Source organism: Bradyrhizobium lablabi (assembly GCF_900141755.1).
GTDB classification, from domain to species: Bacteria; Pseudomonadota; Alphaproteobacteria; order Rhizobiales; family Xanthobacteraceae; genus Bradyrhizobium; species Bradyrhizobium lablabi_A.
Map to the genome: position 1 here is coordinate 7,681,963 of NZ_LT670844.1, position 20,027 is coordinate 7,701,989.

Annotated in this window: 16 protein-coding genes; 15 read left to right on the forward strand and 1 reads right to left on the reverse strand. The window is 62.4% G+C overall.

Annotated features, from left to right (window positions below; translation table 11 throughout):
* The first annotated feature begins 66 nt into the window (after positions 1 to 66).
* The 15 genes from B5526_RS36040 (at position 67) to B5526_RS36110 (ending at position 16,859) form a co-directional block, all read left to right on the forward strand.
* Positions 67 to 1,209, forward strand: a complete 1,143-nt coding sequence (locus B5526_RS36040) for a zinc-binding dehydrogenase (protein WP_079544374.1) — start codon at positions 67 to 69, stop codon at positions 1,207 to 1,209.
* A 110-nt stretch (positions 1,210 to 1,319) separates the two neighbouring features.
* On the forward strand, positions 1,320 to 1,712 hold the full coding sequence (locus B5526_RS36045; protein WP_079544375.1) for an MAPEG family protein: 393 nt from the start codon (positions 1,320 to 1,322) through the stop codon (positions 1,710 to 1,712).
* A gap of 158 nt (positions 1,713 to 1,870) precedes the next feature.
* Complete coding sequence (locus tag B5526_RS36050) at positions 1,871 to 2,869, forward strand: MBL fold metallo-hydrolase (protein ID WP_079544376.1); 999 nt, start codon at positions 1,871 to 1,873, stop codon at positions 2,867 to 2,869.
* A gap of 209 nt (positions 2,870 to 3,078) precedes the next feature.
* Positions 3,079 to 3,636 carry an NADPH-dependent FMN reductase gene (locus tag B5526_RS36055; RefSeq protein WP_079544377.1) on the forward strand — a complete coding sequence of 186 codons (558 nt, stop codon included), beginning with the start codon at positions 3,079 to 3,081 and terminating at the stop codon, positions 3,634 to 3,636.
* A 55-nt stretch (positions 3,637 to 3,691) separates the two neighbouring features.
* Positions 3,692 to 4,009 carry an FtsB family cell division protein gene (locus tag B5526_RS36060; protein ID WP_079544378.1) on the forward strand — a complete coding sequence of 106 codons (318 nt, stop codon included), beginning with the start codon at positions 3,692 to 3,694 and terminating at the stop codon, positions 4,007 to 4,009.
* Between the two features lie 204 nt (positions 4,010 to 4,213).
* Complete coding sequence (pdhA, locus tag B5526_RS36065) at positions 4,214 to 5,242, forward strand: pyruvate dehydrogenase (acetyl-transferring) E1 component subunit alpha (RefSeq protein WP_079544379.1); 1,029 nt, start codon at positions 4,214 to 4,216, stop codon at positions 5,240 to 5,242.
* 49 nt (positions 5,243 to 5,291) lie between these two features.
* Positions 5,292 to 6,719 (forward strand): pyruvate dehydrogenase complex E1 component subunit beta, encoded by a 1,428-nt coding sequence (locus B5526_RS36070; RefSeq protein ID WP_079544380.1) that lies wholly within the window; start codon positions 5,292 to 5,294, stop codon positions 6,717 to 6,719.
* Positions 6,720 to 6,741: 22 nt separating this feature from the next.
* Complete coding sequence (locus B5526_RS36075) at positions 6,742 to 7,194, forward strand: nucleoside deaminase (protein ID WP_079544381.1); 453 nt, start codon at positions 6,742 to 6,744, stop codon at positions 7,192 to 7,194.
* Positions 7,195 to 7,204: 10 nt separating this feature from the next.
* Positions 7,205 to 7,510, forward strand: coding sequence for a DUF5076 domain-containing protein (locus tag B5526_RS36080; protein ID WP_079544382.1), 306 nt, complete (start codon positions 7,205 to 7,207; stop codon positions 7,508 to 7,510).
* A 2-nt stretch (positions 7,511 to 7,512) separates the two neighbouring features.
* A complete protein-coding gene (locus B5526_RS36085; RefSeq protein ID WP_079544383.1) occupies positions 7,513 to 8,871 on the forward strand; it encodes a pyruvate dehydrogenase complex dihydrolipoamide acetyltransferase in 1,359 nt (452 codons plus the stop codon).
* Positions 8,872 to 8,875: 4 nt separating this feature from the next.
* Positions 8,876 to 9,286, forward strand: coding sequence for a hypothetical protein (locus B5526_RS36090; protein WP_079544384.1), 411 nt, complete (start codon positions 8,876 to 8,878; stop codon positions 9,284 to 9,286).
* Positions 9,279 to 10,697 carry a dihydrolipoyl dehydrogenase gene (lpdA, locus tag B5526_RS36095; protein WP_079544385.1) on the forward strand — a complete coding sequence of 473 codons (1,419 nt, stop codon included), beginning with the start codon at positions 9,279 to 9,281 and terminating at the stop codon, positions 10,695 to 10,697. The genes B5526_RS36090 and lpdA overlap by 8 nt, the downstream gene beginning before the upstream one ends.
* Positions 10,698 to 10,902: 205 nt before the next feature.
* Positions 10,903 to 12,144, forward strand: coding sequence for a threonine synthase (locus B5526_RS36100; protein WP_079544386.1), 1,242 nt, complete (start codon positions 10,903 to 10,905; stop codon positions 12,142 to 12,144).
* Between the two features lie 162 nt (positions 12,145 to 12,306).
* Positions 12,307 to 13,278 carry a tripartite tricarboxylate transporter substrate binding protein BugD gene (locus B5526_RS36105; protein WP_079544387.1) on the forward strand — a complete coding sequence of 324 codons (972 nt, stop codon included), beginning with the start codon at positions 12,307 to 12,309 and terminating at the stop codon, positions 13,276 to 13,278.
* 611 nt (positions 13,279 to 13,889) lie between these two features.
* The gene (locus tag B5526_RS36110) at positions 13,890 to 16,859 is read left to right on the forward strand and encodes an autotransporter outer membrane beta-barrel domain-containing protein (protein ID WP_244562149.1); all 2,970 of its coding nucleotides are present in this window, start codon (positions 13,890 to 13,892) and stop codon (positions 16,857 to 16,859) included.
* 827 nt (positions 16,860 to 17,686) lie between these two features.
* Here B5526_RS36110 and B5526_RS36115 read toward each other — a convergent pair.
* Positions 17,687 to 19,519: a tetratricopeptide repeat-containing sulfotransferase family protein gene (locus tag B5526_RS36115; protein WP_079544389.1), complete on the reverse strand. Its 1,833-nt coding sequence runs from the start codon at positions 19,517 to 19,519 to the stop codon at positions 17,687 to 17,689.
* Positions 19,520 to 20,027 lie beyond the last annotated feature (508 nt).

Below are 20,027 nucleotides of genomic sequence, written 5' to 3' on the forward strand. Positions count from 1 at the left end.
TTTCCGGGCCAACGTGAGAACACTCCCGGCCGAATTCGGTAAGGCCGAAAAATAGGGAGGTTTTAGATGAGCGCCGACACCAAAACCGGGTTGCAGCTTCGCTCGCTGATCAAGAAGAGCGGTGAACTCGAGATATCGCTTCAAAGCGTGCCCGTGCCTGAGCCCGGTCCCGATGAAGTCGTTGTCCGCGTCGAGGCGTCTCCGATCAACCCGTCGGACCTCGGACTGCTGGTTGGCGCCGCCGACATGTCGACCGCCAAAGCGTCCGGCACGAAAGAATCACCCGTGGTCACCGCGAAGGTGCCGGAAGCGGGGATGCGAGCGATGGCGGGGCGGCTCGACGAATCCATGCCGGTCGGCAATGAGGGCGCCGGCGTCGTCATCAAGACAGGGTCATCGGATGCCGCAAAGGCGCTGATGGGCAAGACCGTCGCCATCCTCGGTGGCGCGATGTATGCGCAGTACCGCTGCCTGAGGATTGCCGAATGCCTGCCGCTGCCGGCGGGCATCACCCCTGCCGAGGGCGCTTCCTGCTTCGTCAATCCGCTGACCGCGCTCGGCATGACCGAGACCATGCGCCGCGAAGGCCACAAGGCGCTGGTGCATACCGCGGCCGCCTCCAATCTCGGGCAGATGCTCAACAAGATCTGCCTCAAGGACGGCATCGGCCTCGTCAATATTGTGCGAAGTGAAGAGCAGGCCGGCATCCTGCGCAAGATCGGCGCCAAGCATGTGGTCGATTCCACCGCAGCGAGTTTTATGGACGATCTGACCAATGCGCTGGTTGAGACCGGCGCGACGATCGCGTTCGACGCCATCGGCGGCGGCAAGCTGGCGGGGCAGATTCTCACCGGCATGGAGACGGCGATCAACAAGACCGCAAAAGTCTACAGCCGCTACGGATCGAGCGTGCACAAGCAGGTCTATATTTATGGCGGCCTCGATTTGCGTCCGACCGAATTGAACCGGGGGTTCGGCATGTCCTGGGGCGTCGGGGGCTGGCTGCTAACTCCCTTCCTGCAGAAGATCGGACCGGCCGATGGTGCGAGGCTGCGCCAGCGGGTCGTCGACGAGCTCAAGACGACATTCGCCAGTCACTATACGCAGGTAGTCTCGTTGCAGGAGGCGCTGCAGCTCAATCACATCGCCGTCTACGCCAAGCGCGCGACCGGCGAAAAATATCTGATCAATCCGAACAAGGGCGGGTAGTTTTTTTCAGCCCAAGCGACGCGGCCGGATGCCGCGTCGCAGGTCTGGAGCTCAAGGGATCAAGCGACGGGGGTTTTGAAAAGCATCTTTTGGAAAAAGGGGGAAATTCAATGTCGACAGATCTGAAATATCTCGCCTTTACCGCCATTCTCACGGCATCGCTGTGGATCCCCTATGTGGTCTCACAGGTGGCGACCAACGGCGCGCTGAAACCCCCGAATTATGTCGATCCGACGCCGCGGCCATTGCCGGCCTGGGGCAAGCGAGCTGATAGGGCCTACATCAACGCGGTCGAGAATTTTGCACCGTTTGCGGCGCTGGTGATCGTCGCGCATCTGGCCGGCAAGGCCAATGCGGCGACGGCGTTCTGGACGATCGCCTTCTTCTGGCTGCGGCTGGCCCATGCCGTCGTCTACCTGCTCGGCATTCCCTATTTGCGGACGCTGATTTTTACGCTCGGCTATGTCGCGGTCGTCGGGATGTTCGTGCAATTGATCAAGTAAGTTCTTGCATCATTTGATGCGAGGCTTCTACTTTCGGCTAGGGTATCGCATCGCAATCCGACTTGTAACGAGACTTGCGTTCCAACCGCGATCGGACGACATTCGCGCCGAAATTTCGTGCGCAAGAGCGTAAGCACTCAACCAGGGGAGAATGCGCCATGATCGGTCTCGACCGTCGCCAACTTCTAACAGGTGCCGCCGCCGCTGGCGCTGCGGCCGCCCTCACACCAATCGCCGCGCCGGCCGCGCGCGCCGCGGTGCCGCCGGCAGGCGCGCAGGCGCCGGGCTTCTATCGCTACAAGGTCGGGAGCTACGAATGCACCTCGATCAACGACGGCGCATTTGTGCGCCCGGTAGATAATTTTGTCAGCAATATCTCAAAGGACGAGGCGCAAGCTGCGTCGGATGCCGCCTACATGCCCCAGGGCAAGGTGGTCGTGCCGTTCAACCCGCAGCTCATCAACACCGGCAGCAAACTGGTGCTGATCGACTGCGGCAACGGGATCGCCTCCTTCGAGCCGACCAAGGGCGCGGTCGGGCGTACTTTGCAAAATCTTGCCGCCGCCGGCGTCGATCCCAAGAGCATCGACGTCGTGCTGATCTCGCATCTGCATCCCGACCACACCAACGGCATCCGCGCGCTCGATGGCTCGATGGCGTTCCCGAACGCCGAGCTGATGGTGCCGGCCAAGGAATGGGAATTCTGGATGAGCGACGAGAATGCCGCCAAAGCTCAGTCCAGCGAGATGATGAAGAACTATTTTGCCAATGTGAGAAAAATCTACACCGGCATCGAGTCGAAGGTGACGAAATATGACTGGGGCAAGGAAGTCGCGCCCGGCATCACCGCGATCGCGACCCCGGGCCACACGCCTGGCCACACCTCGTTTGCGGTCGCCTCCGGCAATTCGAAAATCCTGGTCCAGTCCGACGTCACCAACGTCCCGGAATTCTTCCTGCGCAATCCGGACTGGCACGTGGTTTATGACACCGACCCTGATATGGCGCAGGCCACCCGTCATAAATTCTACGACATGGCGGCGGCGGAGAAGGCGACGGTGGTGGGCTTCCATTTCACCTTCCCCTCGATCGGCCATGTCGAGAAGGACGGCACGAAATATCGGCTCGTTCCGGCGGCCTGGAGTCCGGTGATCTGAGCGCGGCGGCAGGATTGAGAGGACGGGCCGCTCAAGCAGCGGCCCGTTCCGTTTTAGCCGAGGGTGTTAGAGACGGACGGCTGTTGGCGATGGGTGCCTTTTCGCAAACCCACCGTTTCCGATTTGAGCAATCCATGCACTTGCATCGTTTGCCGACTTGGCTAGGGTGATGGGGAAAGCCGCTCCGGCGTCCGCACAGAGGAAATTCCATGGCCACCCCCTACAACGTCGTCATCATCGTCGGCAGCCTTCGCAAGGAGAGTTTTACCCTCAAGGTGGCCAATGCCCTGGCAAAACTGGCGCCCGATACGCTCAAGCCCAACGTCGTCACCTTGAACGATATTTCGTTCTTCAATCAGGACCTGGAAGCATCACCCCCGGCCGATTGGCTGGCGTTCCGCGAAAAGCTGCAGAAATCAAATGCGGTCCTGTTCGTGACCCCGGAATATAACCGCTCGATCCCCGGCGTGTTGAAGAACGCCATCGACGTCGGATCGCGCCCCTATGGCAAGAGCTCGTTCCTCGGCAAGCCGGTCGGCATTGTCTCTAATTCGCCGGGACCGCTCGGCGGCGTCAGCGCGGCAAAACATCTGCAGAATATCCTGCCCGGCATTTGCGGTCCGATCCTGGGGCAGCCGGAAACCTATCTGACCGGCATCGGCGATGCCTTCGACGAGAAGGGCGAACTGGTCAAGGAATCGCTGAAGCCGGTGCTGAAGCAATATATCGACGCGTTCGCCGCCTTCGTCGACAAGCAGAACAGATAGGCGGGGCGGCGACGCCTTAGGATTCCGTTAACCGGGGCCGTCGCATCTTCGCGCCATGGTTTCCCGCGCGCGACTCAAATCCTTTCTGACCGGCCTCGCCCTCTACACGATGGCGGCCGCGTTGATCGGCTATTTCGGCGTCAACGCCTATACCGGCAAATATGGGTTGAACGCGCGGCAGGAGCTCGATCAGGAGATCATCGCGCTGACGTCGGAATTGGCGCGGCTGAAGCGGGAGCGTGTCGAGGGCGAGCAACGGGTGTCGCTGCTAAGGTCGGACCGGGTCGATCCCGACATGCTGGACGAGCGCGCGCGCTATCAGCTCGATTACGCCAATCCCCACGATCTGGTTCGGATCAACAATCCGAACTGACGCGCTCAGACCCAGCCTGTTACAGCGGGATGACGGCTTTTCCCGCGTACCGGTTGCGCAAATTACAAAACCCGACGAATTCAATTTCGAAAATGTCGCCGCGTTGCACTGCGGCATAGCGAAATTCCCCCGCCATCACGCAATCCTTTCATGGCGGTTTGAGTTGGGATAGAGAGGGCTATCTTTCTCTCATCCGGAATTGCCATGGCCGCACCGAAGAAAAGCGTTGCTCAAGAAACGAGCCAATCAAAAGGCAACGGCTCCCAAAGCCCCCTGGAATTCACCCGAGATCAGGAACTGAGCGCGCTGCGCGACATGCTCTTGATCCGGCGGTTTGAGGAAAAGGCCGGCCAGCTCTACGGCATGGGCGCGATCGGCGGCTTCTGCCATCTCTATATCGGCCAGGAAGCCATCGTCGTCGGCATGCAAATGGCCCTGAAAAAGGGCGATCAGGTCATAACCGGATACCGGGACCATGGGCATATGCTGGCCACCGGAATGGACCCCAAGGGCGTGATGGCCGAACTGACCGGCCGGCGTGGCGGCTATTCCAAGGGCAAGGGCGGCTCCATGCACATGTTCAGCAAGGAGAAGAACTTCTTCGGCGGCCACGGCATTGTCGGCGCGCAAGTGTCGCTCGGCACCGGGCTTGCCTTCGCCAATCGCTATCGCGGTAACGATTTCGTCAGTCTGGCCTATTTCGGCGACGGCGCCTCGAACCAGGGCCAGGTCTATGAAAGCTTCAACATGGCGGAGCTGTGGAAGCTCCCGGTGGTCTACATCATCGAGAACAACCGTTACGCGATGGGAACTTCGGTGACGCGCTCCTCGGCCCAGACCGATTTCTCCAAGCGCGGCATCTCCTTCAATATTCCGGGCGAGCAGGTCGACGGCATGGACGTGCGCGCGGTGAAGGCCGCCGCCGACAAGGCGGTCGCGTGGTGCCGCGCCGGCAAGGGCCCCTACATCCTGGAAATGCAGACCTACCGCTACCGCGGACATTCGATGTCGGATCCTGCGAAATATCGCACCCGCGAGGAAGTCGAGAAGGTGCGGCACGACCAGGATCCGATCGAGCAGGTCCGCAATCGGCTGCTGGCTGCGAAGATGACCGAGCAGGAATTGAAGGCGATCGACGCCGAGGTGCGGGAAATCGTCAACGCCGCCGCCGATTTCGCCCAGCACGACCCCGAACCCGAGCCGTCAGAACTCTACACCGATGTCTACCGCTGAGCGGGCGGCGCGCGTCCCAGCCTAAGAAGCGAATTTTTCCGGAGCTACCATGCCAATTCAAGTGCTGATGCCCGCGCTGTCGCCGACCATGGAGAAGGGCAACCTTTCGAAATGGCTGAAGAAGGAAGGCGAGCCGATCAAGTCGGGCGACGTCATCGCCGAGATCGAGACCGACAAGGCGACGATGGAGGTCGAGGCCACCGATGAGGGCACCCTCGGCAAGATCCTGATCCCCGAAGGCACCGCCGACGTCGCCGTCAACACACCGATCGCGACCATCCTGGCCGATGGCGAAAATGCTTCCGATCTCGCCAAAGCACCTGCTCCTGCAAAAGCGTCCTTCGAGACGCCTGCTGCGCAGGCTCCTCAGGATAAGGGCCCTCACCCTGAGGAGGGTGCGTCAGCACCCGTCTCGAAGGGCGATGGTGCAAAGCCTGCGCCCGCCGCTCCCAAAGCCGTCACTGAACCCGATCCCGAGGTGCCCGCCGGCACCGAGATGGTGACCATGACTATCCGCGAGGCGCTGCGTGACGCGATGGCGGAAGAGATGCGGCGCGATCCCGACGTCTTCATCATGGGCGAGGAGGTCGCGGAGTACCAAGGCGCCTACAAGGTCACGCAAGGGTTGCTGCAGGAATTCGGCGCGCGACGCGTCATTGATACGCCGATCACCGAGCACGGTTTTGCCGGCGTCGGCGTCGGCGCCGCGATGGCCGGGCTAAAACCGATCGTCGAGTTCATGACGTTCAATTTCGCCATGCAGGCGATGGACCAGATCATCAACTCCGCGGCCAAGACGCTCTATATGTCGGGCGGACAGATGGGCGCCTCGATCGTGTTCCGCGGCCCCAACGGCGCCGCCGCCCGCGTCGCCGCCCAGCACAGCCAGGATTATTCGGCCTGGTATTCGCAAATTCCAGGCTTGAAGGTGATCGCGCCGTTTTCGGCGGCCGACTACAAGGGACTCTTGAAGGCCGCGATCCGCGATCCCAATCCGGTGATCTTCCTTGAGAACGAAATGCTGTACGGCCATTCCGGCGAGGTGCCAAAACTCGACGATTACGTGATCCCGATCGGCAAGGCGCGCGTCGTGCGCACGGGCAGTCATGTCACTATCGTCTCGTGGTCGAACGGCATGACCTACGCGCTGAAAGCTGCCGACGAACTCGCAAAAGAAGGCATCGAAGCCGAGGTGATCGACCTGCGGACGCTGCGTCCAATGGATACCGACACCATTGTCGCCTCCGTGAAGAAGACCGGCCGCGCGGTCACCGTTGAGGAAGGCTGGCAGCAAAACGGCGTCGGCGCCGAAATCTGTGCCCGCATCATGCAGCACGCCTTTGATTACCTCGACGCGCCGGTGGCACGGGTCTCGGGCAAGGATGTGCCGATGCCCTACGCGGCGAACCTCGAAAAGCTCGCACTGCCTTCGGCGGCCGAGGTGGTCGAGGCCGCCAAAGCCGTTTGTTATCGCTAGCTTCCGAACGAGGGCGTGACCTGTGACCATCGAACCCTATCATTTTGAATTCATGGCTGAAGCCATTCGCGAAGCCGAGATGAGCATCGCCGAGGGCGGACTACCGATCGGCGCGGTGCTGACGCGCGACAAAAAGATCATTGCGCGCGGTCACAATCGCCGGGTGCAAGAGAAAAATGTTATTCTTCACGGTGAAATGTCATGCATGCGCAATGCCGGGCTGACGTCGTTTCACGACACGGTCATGTATACGACGCTGTCACCCTGTTCGATGTGTGCCGGCGCGATCGGACTTTTCAAGCTTTCGCTGCTTGTCATCGGCGAGTCCGTGACGTTTCCGGGCAGCAAGGACATCCTTTCTCAATTCGGCATTCCCTATATCGATCTGGCAGATCAGCGGTCGATCGATTTGATGAAGTCATGGCGATCGGTTCCGGCTAACGAGCGTCTCTGGCAGGGCGATATCGGGAATTGAAGGAAGACGCATGGCCGGTCCCAAAGAGCAGCCTTTACCCCCCGACGTCATCGGCCGCGACGATGCCACCGAGGTGTTGCGCGCCTTCATCCTCGACGGCGGCCTTTCGATCGCGTTCACGCGCGCATTTGAAGAGCCGGACATGTGGGGGCTGCTGCTGGTCGACATCGCCCGCCATGCCGCGCGGGCCTATGCGCGCGAGGGCGACTTCACCGAACAAGAGGCGCTGACGCGGATCATCGACATGTTCGAAGCCGAAGTCGCGCGGCCGACCGATCTGGGCAACACCGCGCCGCGGTCGCAACAAGGTCACTGACAATGCCAATCAACATTCTGATGCCCGCGCTGTCGCCGACGATGGAAAAGGGCAACCTTGCCAAGTGGCTCAAGAAAGAGGGCGACAAGGTCAAGTCCGGCGACGTGATCGCGGAAATCGAGACCGACAAGGCGACCATGGAGGTCGAGGCGGTCGACGAGGGCACCATCGCCAAGATCGTGGTGCCCGAGGGCACGCAGGACGTTCCGGTCAACGACGTGATCGCGGTGCTCGCCGGCGATGGCGAGGACGTGAAGGCGGCCGGAGCGGGGGCGGGCGCGGCAAAACCCACGGCTTCCAGCGCTCCGCCGCCGAAGGCTGCCGAAGCGCCCGCCGCTGCAAAACCGGCTCCGGCGCCCGCACCGGCCGCGGCACCCGTTCCTGCGGCTCCCGCGCCAGCCGCCGCAGCACCAGCGCCTCAAACCAACGGCCATGGCCGCATCTTCTCATCGCCCTTGGCCCGACGACTGGCCAAAGAGGCCGGCATTGACGTGGCGCGCATCACCGGCTCCGGCCCGCATGGTCGCGTCATCGCCCGGGATGTCGAGGAAGCAAAGTCAGGCAAGGGGCTGAAGGCGCCGGCCGCCGCGCCTGCTACGGCGCCGATGATCGCGCCGTCGATGTCGGACAAGCAGATCCTCGCGCTGTTCGAACCGGGCTCCTACGAGATCGTGCCGCATGACGGCATGCGGCGAACCATCGCACAGCGGCTGACGGCGTCAGTGCAGACCATCCCGCACTTTTATCTCACCATTGACTGCGATATCGGCAAACTGCTCGCGGCGCGCGAGGAGATCAACGCCGCCGCGCCGAAGGACAAGGAAAAGAAGCCGCTCTACAAGCTCTCGGTCAATGATTTCGTCATCAAGGCGATGGCGGTGGCGCTGCAGCGGATTCCCAATTGCAATGTGAGCTGGACCGAGGGCGGGATGCTGAAGCACAAGCATTCCGATATTGGCGTGGCGGTCGCGATGCCTGGCGGCCTGATCACCCCGATCATCCGTCAGGCGGAAACCAAATCGCTGTCCACGATCTCGGCCGAGATGAAGGATTACGCGGCGCGCGCCCGCGCCCGCAAGCTCAAGCCGGAAGAGTATCTGGGCGGCACCACCGCGGTCTCCAATCTCGGCATGTACGGCATCAATCATTTCACCGCCGTGATCAACCCGCCGCACGCGACCATCCTTGCGGTCGGCACCAGCGAGGAACGCCCTGTGGTGCGCGGCGGCAAGATCGAGATCGCGCATATGATGAGCGTGACCTTGTCCTGCGATCATCGCGCGATCGACGGCGCGCTCGGCGCCGAGCTGATCGGCGCCTTCAAGATGCTGATCGAAAATCCCGTCATGATGATGGTGTGACGCGATGCGTCTCGCCTCAGCTCACCTGCTTGCTCTGGTCGCATTTGTTTTTGCGCTCTATTGCTGCTTTGGCTTTCTTTTAGGCTTGTCCGGCAACTTGCGGTACGGCTTCAAGTTTGATCTTAAGGCTTTCGAGTTCGCCGCAATCTACATGATGTTTATCGGGCCTTTTGCCTTAATCCTAATGCTCGTCTATTTCGCCCTGCTGCGGGCCAGCAAGGTCGCCATCATTATCCTGTTTGTGTTGTCGATCGCGCTCAGCCTCGCTTTCCTGTTCAGAACTGGGATCATCAATGGCAACGTCTATTTGTTCATTGGCGTAGTTTGGGCGGGCGTGACGGCGGCACTGGCCCACCACCTCGTTTATGCCGTGCTTAGACCGCGCGTGATCAAGGAATCGGTATCGCATGCCTGACACATCCTTCGACGTCATCATCATCGGCTCCGGTCCCGGCGGCTATGTCACCGCGATCCGCGCGGCGCAGCTCGGCTTCAAGACCGCGATCGTGGAAAAATCCTATCTCGGCGGCATCTGCCTGAACTGGGGCTGCATCCCGACCAAGGCGCTGCTGCGGTCGGCGGAGATTTTTCATTACATGCAGCACGCCAAGGATTACGGGCTTTCGGCGGAAAAAATTTCCTACGACCCGAAGGCCGTGGTGCAGCGCTCGCGCGGCGTGTCAAAGCGTCTCAACGACGGCGTCGGCTTCCTGATGAAGAAGAACAAGGTGCCGGTGATCTGGGGCGAAGCCACCATCGACGCGCCCGGCAAGATCACGGTGAAGAAATCTACTGTCGAGGCGCCGAAGGGCGCGCTGGGCGAGGGGACCTACCAGGCAAAACACATTATCCTTGCGACCGGCGCGCGGCCGCGAGTGTTTCCGGGGCTCGAGCCCGACAAAAAACTGATCTGGACCTACTTTGAGGCCATGATCCCTGAAAAAATGCCGAAATCGCTGTTGGTGATCGGCTCCGGTGCGATCGGCATCGAATTCGCCTCGTTCTTCCACACCATGGGCAGCGACGTCACCGTGGTCGAGGTGTTGCCGCAGATTTTGCCCGTCGAGGACGCCGAGATCGCGGGCCTGGCGCGCAAACGTTTTGAAAAACAGGGCATCAAGATTCTCACCAATACAAAAGTGACAAAACTGGAGAAGAAGAGCGACAGCGTGGTCGCGACCATCGATGACGGCAAGACGCCGCAAACGGTCGAGTTCGACCGGGTGATTTCAGCAGTCGGTGTGACCGGCAATATCGAAAACCTTGGCCTGGAAAAATTGGGCGTCAAGACCGATCGCGGGGTGATCGTGATCGACGGTTTTTGCAAGACCAGCGTCCCCGGCATCTACGCCATCGGCGACGTCGCGGGTCCGCCGATGCTGGCGCACAAGGCCGAGCATGAGGGCGTGATTTGCGTCGAAGCCATCAAGGGGCTTCATCCGCATCCGATGGACAAGAACCTCATTCCCGGCTGCACCTATTGCAATCCGCAGATCGCTTCGGTCGGCCTCACCGAGGCGAGCGCGAAAGAGGGCGGCCGCGAGATCCGGGTCGGGCGCTTTCCGTTCGTCGGCAACGGCAAGGCGATCGCGCTCGGCGAGGATCAGGGACTGGTAAAGGTCATCTTCGACAAGAAGACCGGGCAATTGCTCGGCGCCCACATGATCGGCGCGGAAGTGACCGAACTGATCCAGGGCTACGTCATCGCCATGAATCTCGAGACCACGGAAGAAGAGCTGATGCACACGGTGTTCCCGCATCCGACGCTGTCGGAGATGATGAAGGAAGCGGTGCTGGATGCCTATGGGCGCGTATTGAACATATAGAACCTGATAATGTTAGGTCAAAGGGGCACACTCAACCCTCATCCTGAGGAGCTTGCGAAGCAAGCGTCTCGAAGGATGGGCAAACAGGGACTCGCGGCCATCCTTCGAGACGCGCGCAAGAGCGCGCTCCTCCCGAGTGAGCGCAATTGCGCTCATCCGGGGATGAGGCCGGAGCTATCCCACTCTAACAACCGAGATCGCATCCGTGAAAGACAACGACAATCTGACGATCGAACGGCCGACATTCGTGACCCATCTCGAATGCGCGATGGAAGGCGATCATTATCCCGCCGACCAGATCCATAATCTTTCCAAGGCCGGCAAGCCGCTTCTGGTGCGCTACGATCTCGCCGGCGTGAAGAAAGCGCTGACAAAAGATGCGCTGAAAGAACGCCCGGCCGATCTCTGGCGTTACCGCGAGATGCTGCCGGTTCGAAAAGTCACCGACATCGTCAGCCTCGGCGAAGTCACGACGCCGCTGATAAGGCTGCCAAAACTCGCCAGGAAAATCGGCGGCGGCGAGATCATCGTGAAAGACGAGGGGCGGCTTCCCACTGGCTCGTTCAAGGCGCGTGGCCTCGTGATGGCGGTGTCGATGGGCAAGGCGCTCGGCATCAAGCACATGGCGATGCCGACCAACGGCAATGCAGGTGCTGCGCTGGCGGCCTATGCGACGAGCTGCGGCATCAAGACCACGATCTTCTGTCCCGCCGATACGCCGGAGGTGAATGTCAGCGAGATCGAATTGCAGGGCGCGACGGTTTATCGCGTCAACGGCCTCATTGACGACTGCGGCAAGATCGTCGGCGAGGGCAAGGCAAAGGCCGGCTGGTTCGATACCTCGACCTTGAAGGAGCCGTATCGCATCGAGGGCAAGAAGACGATGGGGCTGGAGCTTGCCGAACAGCTCGGCTGGGACGTGCCGGACGTGATCTTCTACCCGACCGGCGGCGGCACCGGCCTGATCGGCATGTGGAAGGCTTTTGCCGAACTCGAAGCCATCGGCTTCATCGGCTCGAAGCGGCCGCGGATGGTCGCGGTGCAGGCATCAGGCTGCGCGCCGATGGTGCGCGCGTTCGAGAACGGCACCGAGCACGCGCCGCGCTGGGAGGACGCTCACACCATTGCGTCAGGCATCCGCGTGCCGCAGGCAGTCGGCGATTTTCTCATTCTCCGCGCGGTGCGGGAGAGCAAGGGGTTTGCCATTGCTGTGAGCGACGAGAAGATTTCCGCGGCGCTCAACGAAGTTTCGCGCGAGGAGGGACTGTTGCTTTGCCCGGAAGGTGCGGCCACTTACGCCGCCTACCAGCAAAGCCTTGCCGACGGCCGGGTGACAAAGAGCGATCGCGTGATGCTGTTCAACTGCGCGACCGGCCTCAAATACCCGCTGCCGCCGGTCACCCGCACGCTCGATCGCCACGCGCCCATCGATTATGCGAAACTCTGAGGACCTCATCCTGAGGAGCGCGCTTTTTGCGCGCGTCTCGAAGGATGGCCGCGAGTCCCTGTGTTGCCGATCCTTCGAGACGCTTGCTTCGCAAGCTCCTCAGGATGAGGTCAGTTAGCTGGGTGGGCGAAGTAAAGCGGTGTGGCGTTGCGGGAGGGTGTGATGCGAAGGGCAATTCTGGCGGCGTTGGCGGCCTTGCTGATATCGGGTAGCCATGCGCACGCGCAAAATTTCCCCTCGCATCCCATCACCATCGTGGTGCCGTTCTCGGCCGGCGGACCCTCCGATGCGATGTCGCGGATTCTGGCCGAGCGGATGCAGCGAACGCTTCGCGAAACCATCCTGATCGAGAATGTGACCGGCGCCGGCGGCTCGCTCGGCGTCGGGCGCGTGGTGCGCGCCGCTCCCGATGGCTATACCATCGGCTTCGGCCATCTCGGCACCAACGTCGCCAACGGTGCGATCTACAAGCTCGGCTACGACCTCGTGACCGATCTCGAGCCGGTGGTGCTGCTGCCGAGCAATCCCATGATCATCGTCAGCAAGAACGCGGTTCCCGCGACATCGCTGAAGGAATTGCTGGCCTGGCTGAAGTCGCGGCCCGCGCCGCCGACCGCCGGCACCGCCGGCGCCGGTTCGGGAAGCCACATCGCCGGGCTCTACTTTGAGAACGTCACCGGCATCAAATTGCAATTCGTGCCCTATCGCGGCACGGCGCCGGCGCTAACTGATCTGGTCGCCGGCCAGATCGATATCATTGTCGATCAGCTCTCCAATTCCATCGCCCAGGTCCGCGCCGGCACCATCCGCGCCTATGCCGTCACCGACGACAAGCGCGTGGAGTCGGCCTCCGACATTCCGACGACAGACGAAGCGGGCCTCCCCGGATTCCACATGACGCTGTGGTCCGGCCTGTGGGTGCCGAAAAACACGCCGAAGGACATCGTCGCAAAACTCAACGCTGCGGTCATCGACGCCCTGAACGATCCGGCGGTGCGCAAGAAGTTCGAAGATCTGGGATTGCAGATGCCGCCCGCGGATCAGCTCACGCCGGAAGCGCTCGGCACCTGGCAGAAGGCGGAAATCGCAAAATGGTGGCCGATGATCAAGGCAGCCAATGTGAGGCTGGAGTAGCAATGGCTTCATGGTTCGAGTGCGCGACGTTGCCGCGCGAGAAGACCTCATCCTGAGGAGCGCGTCTTGCGCGCGTCTCGAAGGATGGCCGCGAGTCCGATGGCCACATGGTTCGAGACGCACGGCGTTGCCGCGCTCCTCACCATGAGGGTCTGGCAAGACCTCATCCTGAGGAGCGCGCTTGCGCGCGTCTCAGAGACCTCATCCTGAGGAGCGCGCCTTGCGCGCGTCTCGAAGGATGGTGGCGAGTCCAATTGTTGCGTCCATCCTTCGAGACGCTTGCTTCCCAAGCTCCTCAGGATGAGGTCGGTATTTCTCCAACGGTGGGCACGGCGCAGGCGCCGCTTCCGATCGGCGATCAACTGTTGCACGGTTGGCACAGCCGGGGACAATCGATACGGGAGCCCGCACCTTGTCCGCTTCGATGGTGGCGGGCCACCCTCGGAGCCGCTACGAAACAGTCGGATGCATCGGCAGGTGTGTCGCAAGGAAGGTCCGTCTGCAACGGCGGCCGGGGTTGCGGGATGAAGTCGAAATTTTCGGGCATTTGGCCCTGTCGCGGACGCGGCGCGCCGAAGAGGGCGGCAGCGCGATTGCCGCCAGGGTCCGGCTTGGCACGCTCACATTGTTTTCACAAGTCGTCGCCTTTCACGCTGGGCAGCGTTCTGCTCGTCGTCGGCTGGCTCGCACTTTTATCGCGGCCGACATTCGCCGGCGGCGGCGCGGGGGGGACTGACGGCCTCGCGCCCGGCGGAACCGGCGGCGTCACATCGGCGACCGGCACCGGCGGGACCGGCGGAAACGGGACGGGTAGTTCAGGCGGTGGCGGCGGCGGCGCCGGCGCGATCGGCGGCGGCGGCGGCGCCGGCTTCGGCGGCAGCACGCAGCCTGGTGGCGCCGGTGGCGCGACGGCCGGCGCCGCTGGCGTCAATGGGACTGGTGCCGGCGACAGCGGCGGCGGCGGCGGCGGCGGCGCCCATGGCGCGGTCGTCACGACGACGACAACCAATGCGGCAGCCGTGGCCGGCGGCAGCGGCGGCGGCGGCGGCGGCGCCCTCTTCGGCGGCGGCGGCGGTGGCGCGGGCGGCTATGGTGTCGTCGTCAATGGCAGCGGCTTCACTTACACCAATAACAGCGCGATCGGCGGCGGCAATGGCGGCAGGGGCGGCGACTCCACGATCGTCTTCGCGACAAGCGGCAATGGCGGCGACGGCGGCATCGGCATCGATTTCACCGGCAGCGGCACGCTCATCAATTCCGGCTCGATTACTGGCGGCAACGGCGGCGCCGCCGGCGCCGCGGCGGGAACCAACGGCAGCGCTGGCGCCGGCGCTGCGGGCATCGTCGGCTCAGGCCTCACCATCACCAACAGCGGCACCATTTCGGGCGGGTTCGCGGGTGACGGCACGACCCGCGCCAACGCCATCACCTTTACCGGCGGCATCAACGCTCTGACCTTCACCAATGCGACCTCTGGCCTCACCGGCAACATTGGCATTGGCGTCACGGGCTCAGTGAATTTCGCGCAGGCGACCAACGTCACGGTCAGCAACGTCATCACCGGATCGGGGCAGGTGATAAAGACCGGCGCGGGCACCCTGACGCTCACCGGCACCAATACTTTTCAAGGCGGAACGATCATCGATCAAGGAAGGATCAGTGTCTCATCTGATGCCAATCTCGGCGATGCGTCCGGCTCCGCTTTCTTTGCAGGCGGCACGCTGGAGGTGACCGGTGCCGGCTTTACCGCCGGGCGAGCCATCTTTCTCGCCGCCGGGGCGGGCGGCACCATCCAAGTCGATGCGGGCACCTTGACGCTTTCCGGCGTCGTGGCCGACTTCAATTTCGGTGGCCCGCTGATCAAGACCGGTGCCGGCACGCTGATTTTGTCCAATGCCAACACCTATATCGATCCCACCTTCGTCAATGGCGGCACGCTGGTGGTGGACGGCTCGATCGCGACATCGAGCCTCACGACCGTCAATTCCGGCGCCACGTTGAGCGGCACCGGCACCGTCGGTCCGACCACCATCACGGGCGGCGGCATCCTGGCGCCGGGCAATGCTTTCAATCCGACCGGAGTTCTTGCCGTCACCGGCAACCTCGCATTCCAATCCGGCGCCGTCTATCTGGTGCAGGTCACGCCGTCGGCGGCCGCACGCACCAGCGTCTCGGGCACCGCGGGGCTCGGCGGCGCCACGGTGAATGCGGTTTTTGCCAACGGCAGCTACATCTCCAAGCAGTACACGATCCTGACCGCCGCCGGCGTCAGCGGCACCTTTGGTTCGCTCGTCAACACCAACCTGCCTGCTAACTTTTCGAGCAGCCTGAGCTACGATTTCCACGATGCCTTTCTCAACCTGACGCTGAACTTCACCCCGCCCTCGGCCCCAAATTTTGGCGGCGGCCTCAATGGCAATCAACAGAACGTCGCCAATACGCTCGTCAATTTCTTCAACACCACCGGCGGCATTCCGCTGGCGTTCGGTACGCTCTCGCCGGCTGGTCTCACGCAAGCCTCCGGCGAAATCGGTGCCGGCTCGCAGCAGACCACGTTCAATGCGATGGGCCAGTTCCTGGGCCTTTTGACCGATCCCTTCATGGGCCGCGGCAATGGCGTTGGCGGCGCGTCGGCAACGCCTTATGCGGAGGAGAGCGCGAGCAGCTATGCCGCACGCCGGCGCAACGATGCGTTCGCGATGTTCACCAAGGCGCCGCCCGCGCCCTTCGTGCCGCGCTGGAGCGTGTGGGCGGCCGGTTTCGGCGGCTCGCAATCGACCGACGGCAATGCGCTCGTTGGATCGAACGACACAAGAAGCAGCATCTTCGGCACCGCTGTCGGCGCCGACTATCTGTTCTCGCCGAACACGCTGGCGGGCTTTGCGCTGGCGGGCGGCGGCACGAATTTCAGCGTCAACAATCTCGGCTCGGGAAGGTCGGACCTGTTCCAGGCCGGCGCCTATGTCAGGCACACCGCCGGTAATGCCTATATCTCGGGCGCGCTCGCCTATGGCTGGCAGGACATCACCACCAATCGCACCGTGACCATCGCCGGCTTCGATCAACTGCGCGCCGAGTTCAACGCCAACGCATATTCGGGGCGCCTCGAAGGCGGCTATCGCTTTGTCGCGCCGTGGATCGGCGGCGTCGGCATCACGCCCTACGCCGCCGGCCAGTTCACCACCTTCGACCTGCCGGCCTATGCGGAGCGCGTGGTCACGGGCGCAGCGAACTTTGCGCTGAACTATGCGGCCAAAAGCGTGACCGATACGCGCAGCGAACTGGGCATCCGCACCGATAAATCCTTTGCCGTTCAAAACGGCATCCTGACGCTGCGCGGCCGTTTGGCCTGGGCGCATGATTTCGATCCGGACCGCAATATCGCCGCGACCTTCCAGGCGCTTCCGGGCGCAAGCTTTGTCGTTGGCGGCGCGGCGCAGGCGCCGGACTCGGCCCTGACCACCGCTTCCGCCGAAATGAAATGGATGAACGGCTGGTCCGCGGCGGCGACCTTCGAGGGCGAGTTCTCCAATGTCACGCGCTCCTACGCCGGCAAGGGCACCGTGCGGTATACTTGGTGATGCGTCCGCCGATCTCTCCCCGTCATTGCGAGAAGCGAAGCGACGTGTCCGCCGTAGCTCGAAGAGCGAAGGCGGAAGCAATCCAGCTTTGGTGCCGCGACACAGAAAGCTGGATTGCTTCGTCGCTCCGCTCCTCGCAATGACGGGGAGAGAGTGCGCCCAGCCGTAACTGATTTGCCCGACGGGCAAATCAACGAGCTACGGCGGCCTGCGCCAAAACGCTAATTTGTTGAACCGGATCAACGTGATTTGGGTCGTCCAGTCCCATTGCGAAAAATATTCCGCTTCGCATCTGACCCAAATCACTTTTAAAACTCCCCCGTCTCGTTCCACTCGAGGGGCGTATCGCGATCGTCACGGACGCGGAATGAGATGCGGTGGACGCGATGGCGCTCTTGACGAACAGCGCTCAAGCGGACGGCGAAGTCGTGTGGTCCTGACACCCCGACGCTGGTGTCAAGTCGGTGGAAGCAATTCCACCGGCGACGGTGGCAAGAAAGCCCGGTCGCCGGGGAGAGCACGAAATAAGCCGTAAACCATTGCGCGGGGAGTGCCGGGTGATTCCGGTGTGACCTGACTAACGCGTGTGCGTTCTACCTCTACCTCTGCACACGCGGCTATCGGGCGCATCGGGCGCCCGGCATTCCCTGCGCCCTCTTTGGGCGAAAGGTTCATGCACAACTCAGGCGCTAAGCGTCGTGAGATTGCGGACGTATATCTCCACGTCATTGCGAGAAGCACTTGCGACGAAGCAATCCATTCTTTCTTTACGCGGCACGATGGATTGCTTCGCTGCGCTCGCAATGACGATCAGGAGACGAACAGCCCTAATCAATCGTATACCCGAGCGCGTAGATCGCCGGCTCCAAAATCGGAATCACCGGCGCCAGCTCCTTCAGATAGGCGCGATAGCGATAGCGCGAGCGGTCGTAGAGTTTTTCGGTCACCTGGGCGTAGCTCGCGGTGCGTGCATAGCGGCGGTTTTCATGGAAGTTGAGACAGCGCTTATCGAACGGCACGCCGACAAAACTCATGATCTTGCGGACATTACTTTCCTGATCGTCGACGATGTCTTCATAGCGAACCGGCAGATAGCGCAGCGTCATCTCGCGCCGGTAGTGCTCGACCAGCCCCATGACCAGCACATAGTGCCGCGCGATGCTTTCGAGATCATAGGCGCAGTAAAATCCGTGCGTGAGATGATTGGAAAACACCGAGAGCACGACGTCGAGCGGATGGCGCAGCAGATGGATGATCGGCGCTTGCGGAAACATCAGGGCAATCAACCCAAGATGGGTCTCGTTGAGCGGCATCTTGTCGGTGAACCAGCTTGCGCCCTTGCGCACGGCGCCGAGCTGGCGGGCGCGCTGCAGATAATAGTCGCGCAGATTGTCGAGGCCTTCGATCTGATCGCCGAGCCAGAGATCGGCGAACGCCTCCGGGTAAGCGAGCGGGCTGTTGAGCATGCGCGGGATGATGGCGGTGAGCTCGTTGATGGTCGGCAATTCGTCGCCGGCCGAAATCCGCGGGTGGGCGGTGAGCGTCTGCTCGACCATGGTGGTGCCGGAGCGCGGAAAGCCGACGATGAAGATCGGCTGCGCCACGTCGTTGCGCACGCTTGCGCGCGGCAGAATGCTCAGCCGGCTCGCGGTGAAGAAGCCGCGAAGGCGCTCGACCAGGTCGCGCGCCTCGTCGGCCAGATAGGTCTGGCCGGTCATCGCGCGCAGCGTGCGCTTGCCGGAATCATACGCCGCAAACGCTTCCTGATAGCGCCCCATCTTGTCGAGCAACTGGCCCTTCTCGGTCCATTCGAGCGGCCCCAGGCCGTTGCCGTCAGGCGACCGCTCGATCTCGTCGAGGAGGGCGACCGCGCTCTGAAAATTCTTGGTGCGGCCGTGGAGCACGGCGCGCGCCAAACGCACGGTGCGGTTGCCGGGCGACAGCCGTTCGGCGGCATCGAGCAATTCGCGGGCGCGGGCGAAATTGCGGTCGGTCTCCTCCATCTGCGCCCAGCCATAGACGGTCTGAAACACGTTGGGCTCAAGCCGCACCGAGGCTTCGTAGAGCTTTCGCGCTTCCTCGATCCGTCCCTGGTTCTTCAGGTTCCACGCGAGATTGGCGGAGAGGATCGCGTTCGACGCGCCGAGCAGCTCCATCACACGGCGGTAGTGATATTCGCCGACCTGGGGCCGGTGCGCCTCGGTCATGATCATGCCCATCAGATTGTGCGACTGGGCATCGGCCGGCGCAAGCCGCACCGCGTTGCGCGCGTGGATCTCGGCCTCCGCCAGCGCGCCCTTGGCGAACAGCAGCGATGCAAGCGCCTGCGTGGCGCTAAGATCGTTGGGATCGAGCCGCACGATCCGGTTGAGCAAAACTTCCGCTGGCATCGCCTGGTTCTCGGCGCTGCGGATCTGATAGAGCGATCGCAACGCGTCGAGATGGCGCGGAAATTTTTCAAGCAGATCGATCAGGAGCCGCGTCGCCTCGGCCACAGCGCCGGCGCCAAGCGCGGCGCGGGCGCGGTCCAGTTCAGGCGTCTCCCGCGTAGCCTCCGGCGCGACGCTCCAGTCGAGCCCGCAACAGCGGACGTTCCGCAATCCGCTGCCGCAGGCGCAGGGCGCGTCGGCAGGCGGAACTTGTGCTGGCGATGACGTCATGATCGGGAGATTACCGTGCTTGGTGGATTTGAAGCTGTGCCCGATGTTGCAGCACGCGCGCGGCGGAAGTTCAAATCGAAAATCATGCAGGGTTCAGGAATCGGGCGGTCCTCATCCAGAGGAGCTTGCAAAGCAAGCGTCTCGAAGGATGGCAACACAGGGACTCGCGGCCATCCATCGAGACGCGGCGAACACGCCGCTCCTCAGGATGAGGTCCGAAGTAAATTCCATGCAAAAAATTCCATCTTGTTGCGCCGTCGCCACACCGAGAGACTTTTCCCCGCTCCACGTCGGATGCCCTTGGTCCAGGGGTGGCGTTGCGATAGTGAAAGAACAACGGTGGGCGAGGCAGGATCCCTGCTGCCGGACTGGCGGGTAGGCGGCATGGTTTTGGAATCTGGCTCTCGGGCCGCGAGCATTCGATCTACCACTGCTGTCTCCACGTCCCAGCCCCGTTTCGCTGTCCCCGTAAGCTCCCGGCCGCGTTCCGGCGGCGCGCTTGGCCGTA

Bases quoted from the DNA above. Each gene is read 5' to 3' on its own strand.
- B5526_RS36040 (WP_079544374.1), top strand. From the start codon at position 67: ATGAGCGCCGACACCAAAACCGGGTTGCAGCTTCGCTCGCTGATCAAG.
- B5526_RS36045 (WP_079544375.1), top strand. From the start codon at position 1,320: ATGTCGACAGATCTGAAATATCTCGCCTTTACCGCCATTCTCACGGCA.
- B5526_RS36050 (WP_079544376.1), top strand. From the start codon at position 1,871: ATGATCGGTCTCGACCGTCGCCAACTTCTAACAGGTGCCGCCGCCGCT.
- B5526_RS36055 (WP_079544377.1), top strand. From the start codon at position 3,079: ATGGCCACCCCCTACAACGTCGTCATCATCGTCGGCAGCCTTCGCAAG.
- B5526_RS36060 (WP_079544378.1), top strand. From the start codon at position 3,692: ATGGTTTCCCGCGCGCGACTCAAATCCTTTCTGACCGGCCTCGCCCTC.
- pdhA (WP_079544379.1), top strand. From the start codon at position 4,214: ATGGCCGCACCGAAGAAAAGCGTTGCTCAAGAAACGAGCCAATCAAAA.
- B5526_RS36070 (WP_079544380.1), top strand. From the start codon at position 5,292: ATGCCAATTCAAGTGCTGATGCCCGCGCTGTCGCCGACCATGGAGAAG.
- B5526_RS36080 (WP_079544382.1), top strand. From the start codon at position 7,205: ATGGCCGGTCCCAAAGAGCAGCCTTTACCCCCCGACGTCATCGGCCGC.
- B5526_RS36085 (WP_079544383.1), top strand. From the start codon at position 7,513: ATGCCAATCAACATTCTGATGCCCGCGCTGTCGCCGACGATGGAAAAG.
- B5526_RS36090 (WP_079544384.1), top strand. From the start codon at position 8,876: ATGCGTCTCGCCTCAGCTCACCTGCTTGCTCTGGTCGCATTTGTTTTT.
- lpdA (WP_079544385.1), top strand. From the start codon at position 9,279: ATGCCTGACACATCCTTCGACGTCATCATCATCGGCTCCGGTCCCGGC.
- B5526_RS36105 (WP_079544387.1), top strand. From the start codon at position 12,307: ATGCGAAGGGCAATTCTGGCGGCGTTGGCGGCCTTGCTGATATCGGGT.
- B5526_RS36115 (WP_079544389.1), bottom strand. From the start codon at position 19,519: ATGACGTCATCGCCAGCACAAGTTCCGCCTGCCGACGCGCCCTGCGCC.